The 16,560-nt window shown below is 44.0% G+C and carries 13 protein-coding genes; 4 read left to right on the top strand and 9 right to left on the bottom strand.

What is annotated here, in order from left to right; translation table 11 throughout:
• Nucleotides 1-211: 211 nt before the first annotated feature.
• Complete coding sequence (locus R7Q48_RS07190; protein WP_256902924.1) at nt 212-2,545, bottom strand: YgiQ family radical SAM protein; 2,334 nt, start codon at nt 2,543-2,545, stop codon at nt 212-214.
• 424 nt (nt 2,546-2,969) lie between these two features.
• Between R7Q48_RS07190 and R7Q48_RS07185 the strand changes: the two genes are divergently transcribed.
• The 3 genes from R7Q48_RS07185 to R7Q48_RS07175 all read left to right on the top strand — a co-directional run bounded on the left by R7Q48_RS07185 (nt 2,970) and on the right by R7Q48_RS07175 (nt 6,576).
• Entirely contained in the window at nt 2,970-5,426 is a 2,457-nt protein-coding gene (locus tag R7Q48_RS07185) for an EAL domain-containing protein (RefSeq protein WP_256902923.1), read from the top strand.
• An 86-nt stretch (nt 5,427-5,512) separates the two neighbouring features.
• Nucleotides 5,513-6,223, top strand: a complete 711-nt coding sequence (locus R7Q48_RS07180; protein ID WP_005376761.1) for a hypothetical protein — start codon at nt 5,513-5,515, stop codon at nt 6,221-6,223.
• Nucleotides 6,224-6,375: 152 nt separating this feature from the next.
• Nucleotides 6,376-6,576: a DUF4250 domain-containing protein gene (locus R7Q48_RS07175; RefSeq protein WP_005376762.1), complete on the top strand. Its 201-nt coding sequence runs from the start codon at nt 6,376-6,378 to the stop codon at nt 6,574-6,576.
• Between the two features lie 21 nt (nt 6,577-6,597).
• On the opposite strand, the gene metR is transcribed toward R7Q48_RS07175, so the two are convergent.
• The gene (metR, locus tag R7Q48_RS07170) at nt 6,598-7,509 is read right to left on the bottom strand and encodes an HTH-type transcriptional regulator MetR (protein WP_005376763.1); all 912 of its coding nucleotides are present in this window, start codon (nt 7,507-7,509) and stop codon (nt 6,598-6,600) included.
• 278 nt (nt 7,510-7,787) lie between these two features.
• On the opposite strand from metR, the gene metE reads away from it, so the two are divergent.
• Nucleotides 7,788-10,070: a 5-methyltetrahydropteroyltriglutamate--homocysteine S-methyltransferase gene (metE, locus tag R7Q48_RS07165; protein WP_256902921.1), complete on the top strand. Its 2,283-nt coding sequence runs from the start codon at nt 7,788-7,790 to the stop codon at nt 10,068-10,070.
• Nucleotides 10,071-10,203: 133 nt separating this feature from the next.
• On the opposite strand, the gene R7Q48_RS07160 is transcribed toward metE, so the two are convergent.
• The 7 genes from R7Q48_RS07160 to R7Q48_RS07130 form a co-directional block, all read right to left on the bottom strand.
• Nucleotides 10,204-10,596, bottom strand: coding sequence for a GspS/AspS pilotin family protein (locus tag R7Q48_RS07160; RefSeq protein WP_005386726.1), 393 nt, complete (start codon nt 10,594-10,596; stop codon nt 10,204-10,206).
• A 3-nt stretch (nt 10,597-10,599) separates the two neighbouring features.
• On the bottom strand, nt 10,600-10,896 hold the full coding sequence (locus R7Q48_RS07155) for a YciI family protein (RefSeq protein WP_017634695.1): 297 nt from the start codon (nt 10,894-10,896) through the stop codon (nt 10,600-10,602).
• Nucleotides 10,897-11,011: 115 nt separating this feature from the next.
• Nucleotides 11,012-11,407: an acyl-CoA thioester hydrolase YciA gene (yciA, locus tag R7Q48_RS07150; protein ID WP_005376768.1), complete on the bottom strand. Its 396-nt coding sequence runs from the start codon at nt 11,405-11,407 to the stop codon at nt 11,012-11,014.
• A gap of 225 nt (nt 11,408-11,632) precedes the next feature.
• Nucleotides 11,633-12,196: a septation protein A gene (locus R7Q48_RS07145; RefSeq protein WP_005376769.1), complete on the bottom strand. Its 564-nt coding sequence runs from the start codon at nt 12,194-12,196 to the stop codon at nt 11,633-11,635.
• A 198-nt stretch (nt 12,197-12,394) separates the two neighbouring features.
• On the bottom strand, nt 12,395-12,637 hold the full coding sequence (locus R7Q48_RS07140) for a hypothetical protein (protein ID WP_017634694.1): 243 nt from the start codon (nt 12,635-12,637) through the stop codon (nt 12,395-12,397).
• Between the two features lie 111 nt (nt 12,638-12,748).
• The gene (locus R7Q48_RS07135) at nt 12,749-15,289 is read right to left on the bottom strand and encodes a hybrid sensor histidine kinase/response regulator (RefSeq protein ID WP_167415321.1); all 2,541 of its coding nucleotides are present in this window, start codon (nt 15,287-15,289) and stop codon (nt 12,749-12,751) included.
• Nucleotides 15,282-16,466 (bottom strand): acyl-homoserine-lactone synthase, encoded by a 1,185-nt coding sequence (locus R7Q48_RS07130; RefSeq protein ID WP_256902919.1) that lies wholly within the window; start codon nt 16,464-16,466, stop codon nt 15,282-15,284. Before R7Q48_RS07130 ends, R7Q48_RS07135 begins: the two co-directional genes overlap by 8 nt.
• Nucleotides 16,467-16,560 lie beyond the last annotated feature (94 nt).

Raw genomic sequence — 16,560 nt, 5'->3', positions numbered from 1 at the left:
AATAAATCTATTAAAAATCAATGGGTTAGTTTTCTATGGTTTTGCGTCAATCAAATAATTGTTTGTTTTTCCAATAAGTTGGTTGGTGTTTACCATTTTTTGTATTGATTGAATCAAAGTTTGAGTTGTGAGTGATGCCTCAATGAGCCGACAAAACAAAAGGGCTCCAGAGTTACCTCTGGAGCCCTTTTAGTATTTAAGCGCTAAAGAATTAGCGACGCTTTGGTTTACGTTGACCAGTTGGTTTGCCTTGTGCTTGTGGGCGGCCTTGGCCTTGCGGCTTGCTACCTGCCGGGCGGTTTGCACCGTTGCCGCTAGGACGTTGGCCGTTGCTTGCAGGGTGTTGACCACCTGTAGCTTTACCTGAACCGTTACGGTTGCCAGATGGTTTACCATCTTTTGAACCGCCTTCAGAGCGTTTGTTCAAATGACCACCGAAGCCTGGTTGGTTTTTGGTATGTTTGGTTGCAAAGCGGTTTGCCCCGTGACGACCAGATTTACGACGTTGCGCAGGTGTTTGTGCTTCAATGTCTTCTGCAGGAACGAGACAGCCTTGTTTGTCACCGATCAAATGTTTTTTACCCATACTGACTAGGGCTTCGCGGATCATTGGCCAGTTTGCTGGATCGTGATAACGCAACAGCGCTTTATGCAGGCGACGTTGACGTTCACCTTTTGCTACAGGTACATCTTCACGTTTTTTGTACTTCACGCGTTTCAGAGGGTTTGTCTCTGAGTAGTACATCGACGTTGCGTTACACATTGGCGAAGGGTAGAAGTTTTGTACTTGGTCACATTCGAAGTTGTTCTTTTTCAGCCACAGAGCAAGGTTCAGCATGTCTTCGTCTTCTGTGCCTGGGTGCGCAGAGATAAAATAAGGGATTAAGTACTGCTTCTTGCCTGCTTCTGCACTGTATTTCTCGAACATCTCTTTAAAGCGATCGTACGTACCCATGCCTGGCTTCATCATTAGATCAAGAGGACCTTTCTCTGTATGTTCCGGTGCAATCTTCAAGTAACCGCCTACGTGGTGAGTCACGAGCTCTTTCACGTATTCTGGTGATTCAATCGCAAGGTCGTAACGTACGCCAGATGCAACCATCACTTTCTTCACGCCTTCAACTTTACGCGCTTCGCGGTATAAATCGATCGTGTGTTTGTGGTCTGTGTTTAGCTTGTTACAGATGCCCGGGAATACACAAGAAGGACGACGACAGTTCGCTTCCGCTTTTGGATCTTTACAGCCCAGGCGGTACATGTTTGCAGTCGGGCCACCAAGATCGGAAATTGTGCCGGTAAAGCCTGGAACTTTGTCGCGAATTTCTTCAATCTCGTTGATGATAGACTCTTTCGAACGGTTTTGAATGATTCGACCTTCATGCTCGGTAATCGAACAGAAAGAACAGCCACCAAAGCAACCACGCATGATGTTCACAGACGTCTTGATCATGTCGTACGCAGGAATTTTTGCTTTGCCGTACATAGGATGAGGAACACGCGCGTAAGGCAGGCCAAACACAAAGTCCATCTCTTCGGTCGTCAATGGAATTGGAGCTTGGTTTACCCAAAGTTCACGATCACCATGGCTTTGAAGTAACGCTCGACCAGAGTACGGGTTCGTTTCTAAATGCAGTACACGGCTTGCATGCGCATAAAGAATGCGATCGTTTCTTAGCTTTTCAAACGAAGGTAAACGGACCGCAGTCGTCGCAGCATCGTGGCGTGATGGGCGAATTGTGATTGGTTGTGCAACTGGCTCGTCTTTTTTAGTTTCACACTGAGTTTCTACTTCGTATGGGTTCTTTGGTACGAACGCTTCTTTACGAGGTTTTTCAATGCGAGAAGAATCAATAACCGTGTAGCCTTCTGGTGCAGCTGGCAAGTTCACGGCAGTACCACGAATATTGGTCATGGTGCTGATGTCTTCGCCGTTTGCGATGCGATGTGCTACTTCGACAAGTGCGCGCTCTGCGTTACCAAAAAGTAGGATGTCTGCTTTTGCATCAAACAGTACAGAACGGCGAACTTTATCTGACCAGTAATCGTAGTGCGCAACACGGCGTAGGCTAGCTTCGATACCACCTAAAACAATAGGTACTTCTTTGTATGCCTCACGACAACGTTGAGAGTAAACCAACGTTGCTCGGTCTGGGCGTTTACCACCTTCGTTATTCGGTGTGTACGCGTCATCGTGACGAAGCTTTTTATCCGCGGTGTAACGGTTGATCATGGAGTCCATGTTACCCGCAGTGATCCCGAAGAACAGATTTGGCTTACCAAGTTGCATGAACGCATCTTTATTTTGCCATTCTGGTTGAGCAATGATACCGACACGGAAACCTTGTGCTTCTAGCAGGCGGCCAATGATAGCCATACCAAAGCTTGGGTGATCCACATAAGCGTCACCGGTTACAATGATAATGTCACAGCTATCCCATCCTAGGGCATCCATTTCTTTGCGACTGGTCGGCAAGAAAGGTGCCGTACCAAAACACTCTGCCCAGTATTTTTTGTACTCATGAATAGGAGTGATGTTATTGGTCATATTTTGCTCTCTGTTCCAGGGAGCGCGAATTATAGCGATTTGATTATCAGGTATCTATAACAAACTCATCTATTCAAGCTTAGTTCATCGAGTTTTATTTGGTTTGTAAAAATATCAATGCTCTATCGGCGATTTTCTGTCTAATTTCACCTTGAAAGCCTCATGGTTATAGATCGGTTCATGAAAAATGTCGCAATCTTAATACAAAGCATAAGCAATGGTGTGCTTATGTGGGGTAAAGCCTATAATCAAATTAGTGCATATTAAATGCAAAAGGCTGAGCTGCTCTGGAAATAGTTCTAAGTCGATAGGCTTATCGTTGACACAATCCATCTATAAAGAGGATCGGCAGGTCCCAACTGGAATGTCGCGAATTGACTGTGAATTTTGAGCCTTGGGCTAATTACAAAAAAGGGGCTAGGGTATGAGTGAATCTACGACAACAGTGCATCCAAAAATGCAAACGACTTCCAGTCTAACTCCTGTTATAGAGTGGTCTTACGATATTGATACTCGCGAGTTCGAATGTGATCAGCAAGGAATGGCAAAGGCATTTGGGATAAGTACGCCAGTAACCAGCCTAAATAACTTGTTTGATCATATGCTGATGGGGCAACAAGAAACGCTAAAACAACGAATTCTAGAAGTGGAACTCTTTGGCGGACGGGGGCGGTTTTCTTGTTGCATGATGCTAAAAAACGTTAACTTAGTGCACGTTACTATTAGTTTTGAAAGGCTCAATAAGCGCATTATCCAAGGCACTATCATTCCACAATTAACAATCACTGGTTGCGAGGAGTTAGCGAAAATTCTCGAAACGATTTTTGATTTGCCAAATGTAGGCGTTTTAGTTGCCGATGAAGATACGCGCATCTTAGGTTGTAACCGTGCCTTTGAGTTACAAATGGGCTATCAAAACCGAGATCTGGTTGGGCTTAAAACTCATATATTCAGTACCTCTCACCATAGCCAAGCGTTTTATGATCAGCTGTGGCAGCAAATTAATGATGAAGGATGTTGGTGTGGTAACTTGCTGAGCAAAACAGCAAACGGTAGCAACCAAGCTCATCATCTTTGTATTTACCGACTTACGTTTCACTCTGGACGAATTCTTTATCTCGGATTTTCTACGGATATTTCTGCTTCGTTGTTGTGGATGAAAAATCGTTGTGAACAACAGCATGATTGGGCTGCCTTTTTACCGACGAGGAAAGAATTTGAACTCCAATTAGCTACCTTAGCGAATGAAAGCAGAAATAAAGAACTCAACATTGTTATGACACTCAGACCCAAGTTTTCGGAGAGATACTTGCTTGAACAGCAATTAGGTTTTGCAGATTTTATTATGCGAAGTCGTTACACCAGTATTGCGGGGCAGTTATCTCGGGACGTGTTTGTCGTATGCTTACAGACCCCTCATTGTCAATGGTTGAGCCCGGTTCGTTTGATCCAAATTGCCATGAAAGGGTTCTTTAATGAGCTAAGAAATGAAATGGGCACAAAAATGCATGCCACTATCGTTAAAGGCCAAACTGGTGTGTCAATCCTTGGCTATGATACGAACCGACCAAGACAAGCGCTAGCACATGCAGCGCAAGCGATGTTGTCCTCTATTTCCGGTGAAGGCAGCTATTTCAACTTTTACGACAGTGAACTTCACTCTGAATTAGTGAAGCGCCAACATCTCGAGGCGTTTTTGGAGGCGCAAATAGAGAGTGGGCTAGTGGACGTTTACTTTCAACCGATTATCGACGTTCAAACCGGAAGAGTGGTTAAGTTCGAGGCTCTCGCACGCTTCTATGATGAAAATGATGCGTATTGTACGCAAAAGATGATCGCTATTATTGAAGATCTAGAACTCATAGCGGCACTTGATGATGTGGTCTGCCAAGCTGCGTTGAAGCACTTTCCGCGCTTACAAGAAATTTATGGCGAGGAAGTGGGCGTGACCATCAATCGCTCCCTCAATACGAAATTGGATTCTCTTCAGATCCTTCAGCGGTCGCATGATTTGATTAAAGCCAGTGGTGTAGACTCTAAGCGAGTAACTATCGAGCTAACAGAAACCGCGTATTTTGAACAAGATGAGGAGCATACTCGAGCTCTAGAGGAAGTGCGGAAAGAGGGCGTTGAGATCGCGATTGATGACTTCGGTACTGGGTATTCTTCTTTTTCTTATCTAGAAAAAGGGCAGTTTGATTTACTGAAAATAGACCGAAAATTCATCAAGAACATTCATAAAGGGAGCACCAGCTATAACATTGTGAAAATGGTCACCGAGCTTGCACAGCAAATGAATGTAAAAGTGGTTGCTGAAGGCGTGGAATCTAAGCAAGAACTTCAAGTATTGGCAGAAATCGGTGTCGATTACATGCAGGGCTTTCTATTTTCTGCTGCCGTGCCTGTCGATTTGATGGATAAAGCGGACAGTTATGAGCATCTGTTCTCTGACATCGCGATTGAGTCTAAGCAAAGTGATGTGTTGCAATCTTTGAGCCATGAACAAGTCAGGTCTATGGACCCTGGAGAACCGCTCTCCTTGGCAGTGGAGTACATGAATTTGAATCCAAGCTCGCCTTTAGTTGTTCTCAATGAAAATCGTTGTGTTGGGTTAATTACGAAAGAGACGGTGAATTTACACCTAACGCCTTCGATGGGAACAGAGCGAGAAACTGAACGAGAAAGCCGAATTTGGAAACGTCCTGTTAATCAGATAATGAGCACCGAATTTGTGTTGGTTGATGAGGATTTACCTGTCTCTGTTATTCGAGAGTTGGTTAAAACCGGCATTCGTTTCCCTTGGGTACTGTGTAATACCAAAGAAGAGTACCGTGGAGTTTTAACGCAGGAAGACGCGTTGAAGTATCTTGCTTCTCTGTGAATAAAATTGTCTTACCGTTTTAGCTCATTTGGGGGCCGACTTTCGGTGGTTTGGCGATAGTTGATTTGATATTATCGCCCCCCAAAATGACTTTTGAGCGTGCATTCAACATGATTCAACAATTGCTGGTTACTTTCCCTCCGATGCTATTTGGCGCACAAGCGCTACTGACTTTGCTTCTAATAAAGGGCGATATTTGTCCTGGTCAGCGAGGACGTCTTCATAAAATGTTGCCAGCAGTAGCTGTATTGTGGCTCGCTGTTGCGTCACTTCGCATTGAAGCATTTATGATCGTGTTTGCTATTTTCTACTTCTATTCTCAGGTTCAAACCAAGAAAACGCGTGAAAAAGGGCCACTATGGGCGATGCATTTAGCGAATGGTTTGGCCTTTGCGTATGTGAGTATTCAAGTATTTGAGCAATCAAGCTGGCCAGCATCGATAGCGATGGCGCTAATGATATTTTTCCTTGGGGCGTCATTTTCTCAATTGCTGCTTACGATAGCTCGCAGCAGATTACAGGCATTTCACCGTATTTTACCAGTTACGGGCATTGTGTCTGGAATGCTATTAGTCATCGCAACGTTGTTTGCTTCTTACCAGTTAAATGAAGCCACACTAAACGCTGCGACACAGCCGATCTTGCTGTCTTTAGCTATGCTAATTTCTTCAATTATTGTGTGGTGTTGGCATATTTTTACGCATAAGAAACCAGAAAAGGTGCAACTGAGCGTTGCCTTGTTTCTAGCACTCGCGTCGATGACGAGCCTGCAAGGTTTATTCTCTCTCGCGGCTTAACCTCTATTCTAAAGACAAAGCTAGACAGCTTATATCCAAGTGCTTTCTTGGTGCTTGGGTATAAGGTGATCACGTTTTAGATCGCACTCACTTTAAATTCGCGTGATTACTACTACGCTTGTTTATATACCTTGTCGAAGAGGAGAGTCGCGATGGATTTAAGCAATGTAGGTAATCTGGACAGCACTATTTTGCTAGGTATCGTCAACGAAAAGCTACGTTTAGAGTGCGACAGTTTTGACGAGTTAGTATCAGTGTATGAGATGGATGTAGAGTCTGTAGTCGGCAAGCTTGATATGCTCGGTTATCAGTACGATCCATTGACTAACCAATTTAAAGCATATCAACGCTAAGCCTTTCATAACCCAAATCTTTTAAGCCACCTTGATTCCGTCAAGGTGGCTTTTACATTGTAGCCTCGCGGTTGCGAAAAAAGCTTGTAAGTAACGCTTTTCTTTCTCTGAGTGACGCGTTGCAGCAAACAAGCGACGCCATAAGCCTTGGCCGAAAGGTTTACTGGTAATAAGACCTTGGCGAGAAAATTCAGAAATCGCCCAATTGGGTAGTGCCGCCACCCCTAATCCAGCAGAGACCATCTGAACTAACATGAGAGTGTTGTCGGCTTGCTTCCATTTCGCAGGTTCTATTCCTGCTGGCTGAAGAAAGTGTTTTACGACGTCTAGCCTTTGTTTTTGAACCGGATAAGAGAGCATGGTTTGATCTGCGAGATCTTGCGGATCAATAATTTCTTTTTCCGCCAATGGGTGGTTGGTTGCGGTAATTAAACGCATTTCAAAGTCGAATAGAGGCTCGTAGTGGACTTCGGATCGAGGTTGGATATCGGAAGTAATAACGAGATCGAGTTCGCCTGCCAATAGAGCTGGGAGTGGTTCAAAGCCAAAACCAGAGGAAAAGTCCAATGTTACGCTAGGCCAAGCAAGTTGGTACTCCCTAAGTGCAGGCATTAGCCATTGGAAGCAAGAGTGACATTCAATGGCCATATGTAATCGGCCATTGACGTCTTCTTTCAAGCTCGCTAAATCATTTTCTGCTCTTGCGAGTTTCGGAAGGATATCTTCTGCAAGACGCAATAGGATTTCTCCCTCTGAAGTGAACTTCACCGGACGAGTCTTTCTCAGGAACAGTTGCCCTCCAATTCGCGCCTCCAAATCTTTGATCTGATGAGACAGTGCCGACTGAGTGAGATGTAAAGCGGTCGCTGTTGCCGTTAGAGAGCCAGTGTCTCGAAGCGAAGTTAGTGTCCGCAAATGTTTTAGCTCTATCATGAATTCCTTTCATCCTTTGTTGCTTGCTATGAACAGAATAGCAATCGTGTAAATAACTTAACGACAAAAAATGGATATGTAAACGTCTAGACGTCTATTTGTTGTGTTTATTTGCGAATCATGTCGCCTCATGATGAATTTTTTTAATAAACAAGTTGAATAAATGGACGTTGTTCAAACCGCAGATGAGAGCGATAGTTTAGCCATCCAGACATCTTTAATGACGAAAGATACTCTGACCCAAACAAATTAAACAAGATTGAAAAAGGAATAGGGACATGGCTACAACAACGCACGTACTAGGTTATCCACGCATCGGTGAAAAACGAGAATTAAAATTCGCTCAGGAAAAATACTGGCGCGGAGAAATTGATCAAGCAGAGCTTAAAAAGGTTGGAGCAGATCTGCGCGCTAAAAACTGGCAAACGCAAACAGATGCTGGCTTGAGTTTTACCACCGCTGGCGATTTTGCTTGGTACGATCATGTACTGACGACCACGTTGTTACTGGGTCACGTGCCAAAACGTCACGCAGACGGTTTCCCTGATTTGGATACGCTATTCAAAGTGGGTCGCGGTCAATCTCAAGCGGGTTGCGGCTGTGCGGGCGCTGCAGCATCGGATATGACTAAATGGTTCAACACAAACTACCACTACATCGTACCTGAATTTAGCAAGGACGATACATTTGAAGTGAGTTGGCCTCAACTGTTTGAAGAAGTCAACGAAGCAACCCAAGCTGGGCATAAAGTGAAGCCAGTTTTGCTTGGCCCAGTCAGTTATCTTTACTTAGGTAAAGAGGTAGAAGAAGGGTTCGATCGCCTGACGCTACTGCCACGATTGCTTACGGCTTACCAAGCTATTTTGGCAAAGCTCGCAAGTCAAGGTGTTGAGTGGGTTCAGATTGATGAGCCAATTTTGTCACTGGAGCTAGAAAGCAAATGGGCTGATTCGTTTAAGCTAGCCTACCAAGTGATTCGAAGCGATGTAAAAGTGCTGCTAACGACGTACTTTGACTCCGTAAGCGATACGCTAGGCAAAATTGTAGAGCTTCCGGTAGATGGTTTACATATCGATTTATCTGCCGCGCCTCAGCAGCTTGACGACGTGGTTGCCAAACTACCGGAGGGGTGGGTGCTGTCTGCTGGCGTGGTCAACGGTCGTAACGTGTGGCGCTCGGATTTGAGTGCGCAACTTGAACGTCTACAGCCAGTAAAAGAAAAACTGGGCGACAACCTTTGGGTTGCGAGCTCATGCTCTTTGCTACATAGCCCGGTTGATCTGGAACAGGAAACAGAACTCAGTGAGGAAGTGAAAAGCTGGTTTGCGTTCGCAAAACAAAAAGTAACAGAAGTCGCCTTGCTTGGCCGCGCACTCGATGGTGATCAAGATGCGATTCTCGCTTGTGATACCTACAGCCAGCCAATAAAAGTGCGCAAGACAGCAACACATGTGAATAAACCTCAAGTACAAGCGCGTTTAAACAACATTACCGCGTCACTTGCCGAGCGCAGCGCACCTTATGCAGAGCGTGCTGCGCATCAAGCTGAAGTATTGGGCTTGCCTTTGTTGCCAACAACGACAATCGGCTCTTTTCCTCAAACGGGTGAAATCCGGGTGCAGCGCAGCGCTTATCGTACAGGTCAATTATCTGAGTCTGAATATATCCAAGCACTTAAAGGACATATTGCTGACGCAGTGAAACGTCAAGAGGCGCTCGACCTAGATGTGCTAGTTCACGGTGAAGCAGAGCGTAACGACATGGTGGAATACTTCGCTGAGAACTTAGCGGGTTTTCAAACGACCAAATTTGGTTGGGTACAGAGTTATGGCTCTCGCTGTGTGAAACCTGCCATTGTAGTTGCTGACATTGAACGTGAAAAACCGATCACGGTTGAATGGTCGACGTACGCCCAGTCGCTAACCAGCAAACAGATGAAAGGCATGTTGACTGGACCAGTTACGATTTTATGTTGGACGTTCCCACGTGAAGACATCACACGTCAAGAAATTGCGCAGCAACTTGCTTTGGCACTACGTGATGAGGTGTCTGACCTGCAAGATGCAGGCATAAATATCATTCAAATTGACGAGCCAGCCATTCGAGAAGGTTTACCACTCAAAAAACGTGATCACAAAGCGTACTTAGAATGGGCCGTAAATGCGTTTAAGGTCTCTGCGGCAAGTGCAAAACCAGAAACTCAGATTCACACTCATATGTGTTACAGCGAGTTCAATGAAATCATTGATTCGGTTGCGGCACTCGATGCGGACGTCATTACCATTGAAACATCTCGCTCAAATATGGAGCTGCTGAAAGCATTTGAAGAGTTCAATTACCCGAACGAAATTGGCCCTGGTGTTTATGACATTCACTCACCAAACATTCCTACGGAAGAATGGATTGAAGGTTTAATCAAGAAAGCGGCAGAAAAAATTCCGGCTCAACGTTTGTGGGTAAACCCAGATTGTGGTCTGAAAACACGAAACTGGAAGGAGACAGAAGCGGCATTGGCGAATCTGGTTTCAGCGGCGAAGAAGCTCCGTGCTGAGCTGGCGTAACACATCGTTACAGCAAATAAAAACGGAGACTGTGGTCTCCGTTTTTCTATTCTTAACTGTTAACTTTCGTTTTCAGATTATCCAATAATAGCGAATCATCGTCTCATGCCGAAAGCAACAAAAATTACTGTAGCTACTTCACCTGAGTACAAGTCTGTGCGGAAACCAACTCATCTGCCATCAACTGACCGCGAGAATTACGTACCTTAATACGATACATCAAGCCCATATCAATTTGCTTGCGAACTTCTGGGTTGCTGCAGTAGGTATAGATACTGGTATTCAGTACTTGATTTAACGGCTTTGCACCGAGTGCGCCATCGTTATAAATCATCATCATCTCTACAACATTTTTGTTGGATGAGACACGCATTATTTGCAGTGGACCGTACTCTAAAGGGAGGCCCGCAGACAAGACTCCTGCTCGGTTTGATGCCATAAGCTCAAGTTGGCGCTGATTATCATCGGTTGATGAACAGCCAGCCAGAGCACCAAATACCAAGAAAAGACACAGTAATTTTTTCATAAATTAAAACACTTTTTTGAACGGTTTCACGATAACATGATCGTAAACACCAGCCGCTACATAAGGATCGGCTTCTGCCCACGCTTTAGCATCCTCTAGCGAGGCGAATTCAGCGATGACAGTTGAGCCCGTAAATCCAGCTTCTCCAGGATTGTCAGAATCTATCGCAGGCATCGGACCAGCTGTAAGAAGGCGACCTTCGTCTTGTAGCTTTTGTAAGCGACCCAAGTGTTGTGGGCGAACGCTCATGCGTTTTTCCAACGAGTTCTCAACGTCCTGTGAAAAGATGACATACCACATAGCATAGTTCCTTAATTGGTAGGGTAAAGTGTTAATTTAACGCCTTTTTTGTGTCTCTCACAAGTGAACAACAGAAAATGTGAGGTCCTTTCTAACTGTTAGCGTTGTAGGTTGACTAATTCTGAACCGGACGTGGTTTACCTTCACTGTCAATGGCTACGTAGTTGAAGGTCGCATCACAAACCATGAAGCGTTCGCCAACACCGTGAGCTTTGACGGGTTTGACCCATACTTCCAAATCGACACTCATGGATGTGCGGCCGATCTTAGTGCATTCGCCGTAGCAGCATACGACATCGCCCACACCAACAGGTTTTTTGAACGTAATGCTTGATACCGAAACGGTGACAACGCGACCACAAGAGATCTCTTTTGCCAGAATCGCGCCTGCTAAGTCGAGCTGAGACATTATCCAACCGCCAAAAATATCGCCATTGGCGTTTGTATCTGCAGGCATTGCAAGGGTACGAAGCAGCATTTGACCTTTCGGAGAGCTAATTTCTTGACTCATTGTGACATCCTAAATCTTAAAGGCGCTCAAACTAAGCGCCAACATAGTAAATACCTAGAACCAAAGGTCCTTAAAAAACCGCAGATACCGGACCAGAGAAAGTTGGTTTACAGCAGCAAGAATGGTCTGAAAACGGTACGTTGTTTGAGCGGTTTACTGATACATGGAGCAAAACAGCGACCCTAAGGTCGCTGTGAAGTCGTGGATTATAGCAAAACTGAGTTTTTAATCATCAGTGGACACATCGGATGAGTTATTTTTTTGTTCTTTTGGCATGTGTTTATAAATGTAAAAGCCAGTCGCAATCATGTAAGCAAATGTCGCGATCAACATTCCAAATACTTTGAAGTTAACCCAAACATCCAACGGCAATTCGTAAGCAATATAAATGTTTAGGCCAGCGAAGAATGAGAAGAAGCCAACCCAAGCCCAGTTAATCTTTGCCCAAACAGCGTCAGGTAACGTAATTTCCTTGCCTAGCATACCTTTGATGGCTGATTTTCCCAATGCGTGGCTCACTGCTAAGCCAATCGCCAGAATCGCGTAAATGATGGTGACTTTCCACTTTATAAAATTGTCGTCGTGGAAGAAAAGGGTCATGCCGCCGAAGATAGTGACGATAACAAATGTTATTAGCTGCATCTTTTCGACTTTCTTATACAGCGCATAGGTGACGACAAGCTGAATGGCTGTTGCTACGATCAGTGCACCTGTCGCCACGTAGATGTCGTACAGCTTGTATAAAGCGAAGAAAACGATGAGTGGTATAAAGTCTAGGATCTGCTTCATGATGGCAAAATCTACCTAATTGTTGAATTGAAGACAGTCTAACGGAATCTGACAAGATGTGAATACTGAGGAAGTTAAGGTAAGAATAGTAACGCTTAGTATATCGTACAGCCCGCAAGCTTCTTCCACGTCGAAACAGCAAATGGAAGGAATAAAAATTGCCGCGTGAAGCGGCAATAGAGTTGAGAGTTTTAAACCTTAAGCCACACGTTGATATTGGGAAATAAGCGTTTTTACATCTTCTAAATAGCCTTCCCGCAGTAAGTTATCGACCGTTGCTTCTAGCTCTTCGAGAGACATCGTGAAGCAAGTGGATTTACCAGTCATCAGGGTCAGATATTGATGATACTCTTCTTCTGTATAGTGGCCTAAGCGATCAAGTAACAGTGTTTTGATTCCATGATGAATCAAGCCGTAGTATGTATGTCGATGAAGTAACATGGCGATCTCCTTATCAAGCTCATACGCTACTCATTTGCAGCCTGCTTGACCTTCTGGATAATTCGATTTACTCCAATAATGCACATCTAGTGCCAATTCTATATTTGCAAATTAAAAAGTGCTGGAAGGTGCAAAATTCTCGTTCTGTAACCATCTTTGGATGACGACTTGAAGTGCATTTAACGTGGTGGGCTTTTCGAGCCTGTCATCCATGAGTTTCGAAATTAGCTCCAACTCTCTAGCTCCAGACTCACCAGATAAGGCAATGATTGGAACGGAGGATGTGATTTGCTTAATCCGCTGGCTGGCGTCAAATCCATTCATTACCGGCATTTGGACATCCATAAGAACGAGATCAATCTTGTGAGAGTGGAATAGTTCTACCGCAGAGGCTCCATTATTTGCTTGTAAGCTGTTGACTCCCAATCTTTTTAAATACATCTGTACCAAGGTGCGTTGCACCTCTTTGTCATCTACAATGAGCACTGTTGGTGCATCTTTACATACTTGTACGTGTTGAGCTGAATGATTTTCAGAATGTGATGCAGTTGCTTTCCAGCTATCAAAGTCCGGTGCTCTTAATGTCTCTGGTTTTGGTGCGTTTGGTACGACTGGGAAATACAAGTAGAATTCTGTGAACTCGTTCAATTCAGACTGGCACTCTATTCGTCCTCCGAAGGAGCGCATAACACGTTGGCAATAGCCCAAACCTAAGCCACTGCCTCCGCTTTTTTGATACGAGAAAAAGTCATCAAATATCTTGTGTAAGATACTGCTATCTATACCTGGCCCACTATCTCGGAAGATCAGAATGTTTTCGTAAGCCCCCGTCTGGGTACGAATCTCAATTTGACTGTCGGGATAAGAATCAAAATAGTAAATAGCGTTACGAATCAAATTGAAAATGACAAAGTTAAACAGGGTCTCATTTAACTTCGCGACAAAATCGTGTGCCTGTGGCAGGTTAATTCTCTCTATTATTTGATCGTTTTCAAAACCATAACGGCTTACTGCTTGGTCGATGGCTTTATGTATGGAAGTGAGAGCTAAAGGCTCATGCTCTGGTGAACTGTCGCTAACTTCTCGTAAAATAATATCGATAAGTTGTCGACCGCGTTGTATAGCGGCTTCACCTTTATCAATTTCTCTTTTTAGCGTATCCAGTGAGGCGTTTGACTCTATATGCTGTTTTAAAGCTTCAAATTGTAATTGTACTTGAGCGAGAGGGTTACGCATTTCATGTGCAATGGAGTTAGCCAGCGCACGGCTTTGGCGTACCTTTCTATCGGCTTCAATGGTGCTCTGGATGCGAACTAATAACGTTTGCAGAGCTGAGATTTCTTCATTAGAAAACAGCTTATTATCTATTTTATGTGAAGAAATTAGTAAGTGAGTAACAGACTTTCCACGACCGAAGAGAGGCATAACGAGCGCAGTATTGCTTGAGCGCATGCGCTCGTAGAGCTTTCTCATCGACCCTTTAGAAGAGGAGGCATAATCAATTTCTTCAGACAACTCATCTAGCACGAGAACTGACTTGCTTGACGGCAGGTACTCTTCGTAAAACGTTTCTGTGTAATTGCTAGTGACTAGCTGTAGCTTGTTGTTTGGTATGTTAAGTAACGATGCCAACTGACGCATAGCATCATCTATTGAGCGTTTAAACTCTTCCTCTAACCCAAGGATTTGCTGAACGGGAGTGTGTCGTTTCCCATAAATAAAATACGAAGCGAAACGACTGACTCGCTTAAAAAGCAAGTGCCAAGTGATACCGATAAGCGCGCATAAAGGTACCGCAACAAGCCATTGGTTATCTTCAGAGATAGGAATAAATATCGCCCCTAGCGGCAGAACAAAAATGGCGCAGACTAAGAGCGCGCTTACCGTTAAGTACGTGAGATATTTAGCGCTGTAGAAGCGAGAGGTAAGTAGGGCATAGCCCACAAACAACATTTCGCTGATTGAAAGTGCTGGTGGTAACCAAGTTAGGGAGAAGTCGCCAAGGAAATACGTCATTCCAAGGTGTATCACTGCCGTAGATAACATGAATACCAAAATGCCAGCGATCATATAGTTGCTTTTTGCTAGCGTGAGCTTGCTGCTGTTAGCGCGCATGGCAATCAAGTTAAGCAGCGTTAGTACCACGAAAGCTAGCAAACTAATGAAAAAATATGAGGTATGTGGGCCAAATTCAATGACGAACTGGCTTGGACCACTAATGGTGACATTTTCGACAGTAAGATTCGGCACTAAGTTGATGTACAGTGAATACGTTGCTAGTGCGACAAAGACGACTTTTTGCCAGACTTTGACCGCTGTTTTTTTAACATCTGCGGTTAACTGGCAAGAAAAATAGAATGCAAACGCAAAGGCGAAAAAAGACGCTAAGTTCGCTAACTTAGCCATAAAAATACCACCAACAGAGCCTAATTCTGGCAATAAATCGGTATGGAAATAGGCGTTGCTGCTTATCCAAACAATGATACAGCTGGAATAAGCGATGTAAGGCGCGTGATGCGAGCCTAAGATTGATTCACTCTTCTGTTTTAGGCGATAGCAGTAATACAGTAGCCAAGCGAATACTATTAGTACAGTCGCGTACAATGCCATTGCTTTTGGGTAAAAGAGACCGTGCAAATGAACATCAAGCATGCTCATTCACCTTTTTATCCATTCTTTTTGTTCGTACGCAATGTTTGTAGTCGCGAAATTGTATGTCTTGAAATGCTTCAACCATCATACCTAAATTCCAGAAACCGCGGTATGTCTTGGTACCGTCACCGTTAATGTCGCGGTATCCTGAGTGAAAGTAGGCACTTAAATCAATAGATTGATAGAAATTTAACATAAATACTTGCTCAATAATGGTAAAGCCGAGCTTATAGCCTGCTTTATAGAGCTCGCTCATCATAGTTTTTTGCGCCAGATACAAAAAATACAGCTTTTGTTGAATGTTGCCTCCCACCGTAAGACGCAGTACTTCGCAAACCGCTTCACTGTTCTTTACACGAGATTGAAACTGAGCATCAAACTCAATAAGAGTGTGCTCATGAGTTAGAGCACGACACTCCAAAATACCCAGTTGATTGAGAACACTGTACCCATGATTAGGAAAGCAAAACTGCCATTGTTCGTTACTAAACTTTGGTGAGTAACTGAGCCAGTTATTTCGTTGATGCCAGCTTTGCACTAAAGCGGAGGAGGCCATGATTGGTGAAGATGACGATTTGAGCAAGAGGGCAAAGTGCTGCCCTTTTTGCGAGAGTGATAAAAGAGGCAAGATTTCAAACCATTGTTCAGTTTGGACGAAAAGCTCAAGATTACTCAGTGTGATCGCTTCGGAAATCGGCATTAACGCTGCATGATTTGGCAGCATTACCTCAAGATCGCAATCTGCGATATCTTCAATTAACACGCTAGTATAGCTGTGGTCGTCAAACGGAAGCGGAGTAGGAATCGCAGCTTCGTTTGAAGGATATTTTTGCTTGATTGCTTCGATCTCGCATTGACACCAGAAAACCATCCAATGCGGGTAACAATCTGCGGCAAGTTGTTCAAGTAAACGAATCTCTTTGGAGAAACCTGTCGGATACTGTTGCACTAAATCTCGATAATCCATTAACTCAAATAGTGCAGAAAGACTTTTTGATGCGTGTTTAGGAAAGAGAGATTTAAGCAGTTTTATTCGATACAGAGCAACCTGTTGAAAAAGAGCATCTCGTTTTTGTTTCGTTAGGGTAAGAATAACTGAGTCAACCAGGGCCTGCTGCTTTGATTCGATCGGCAAATTTATTTTGGTGAGATATTCCAAAGATTGCTCAAGACTCATGATATAACCTAGCTCTAACGTTTTGTTATATTTTGTAATGGTTTATATCATTTTGAAAAATTTATGCCATCGGTTTCTATTTGTATAGTTACGT

The sequence above is a fragment of the Vibrio sp. 378 genome (assembly GCF_033339435.1).
Note: the sequence above shows the minus strand (reverse complement) of the source record. Positions and strands in the feature narration are given on the sequence as shown.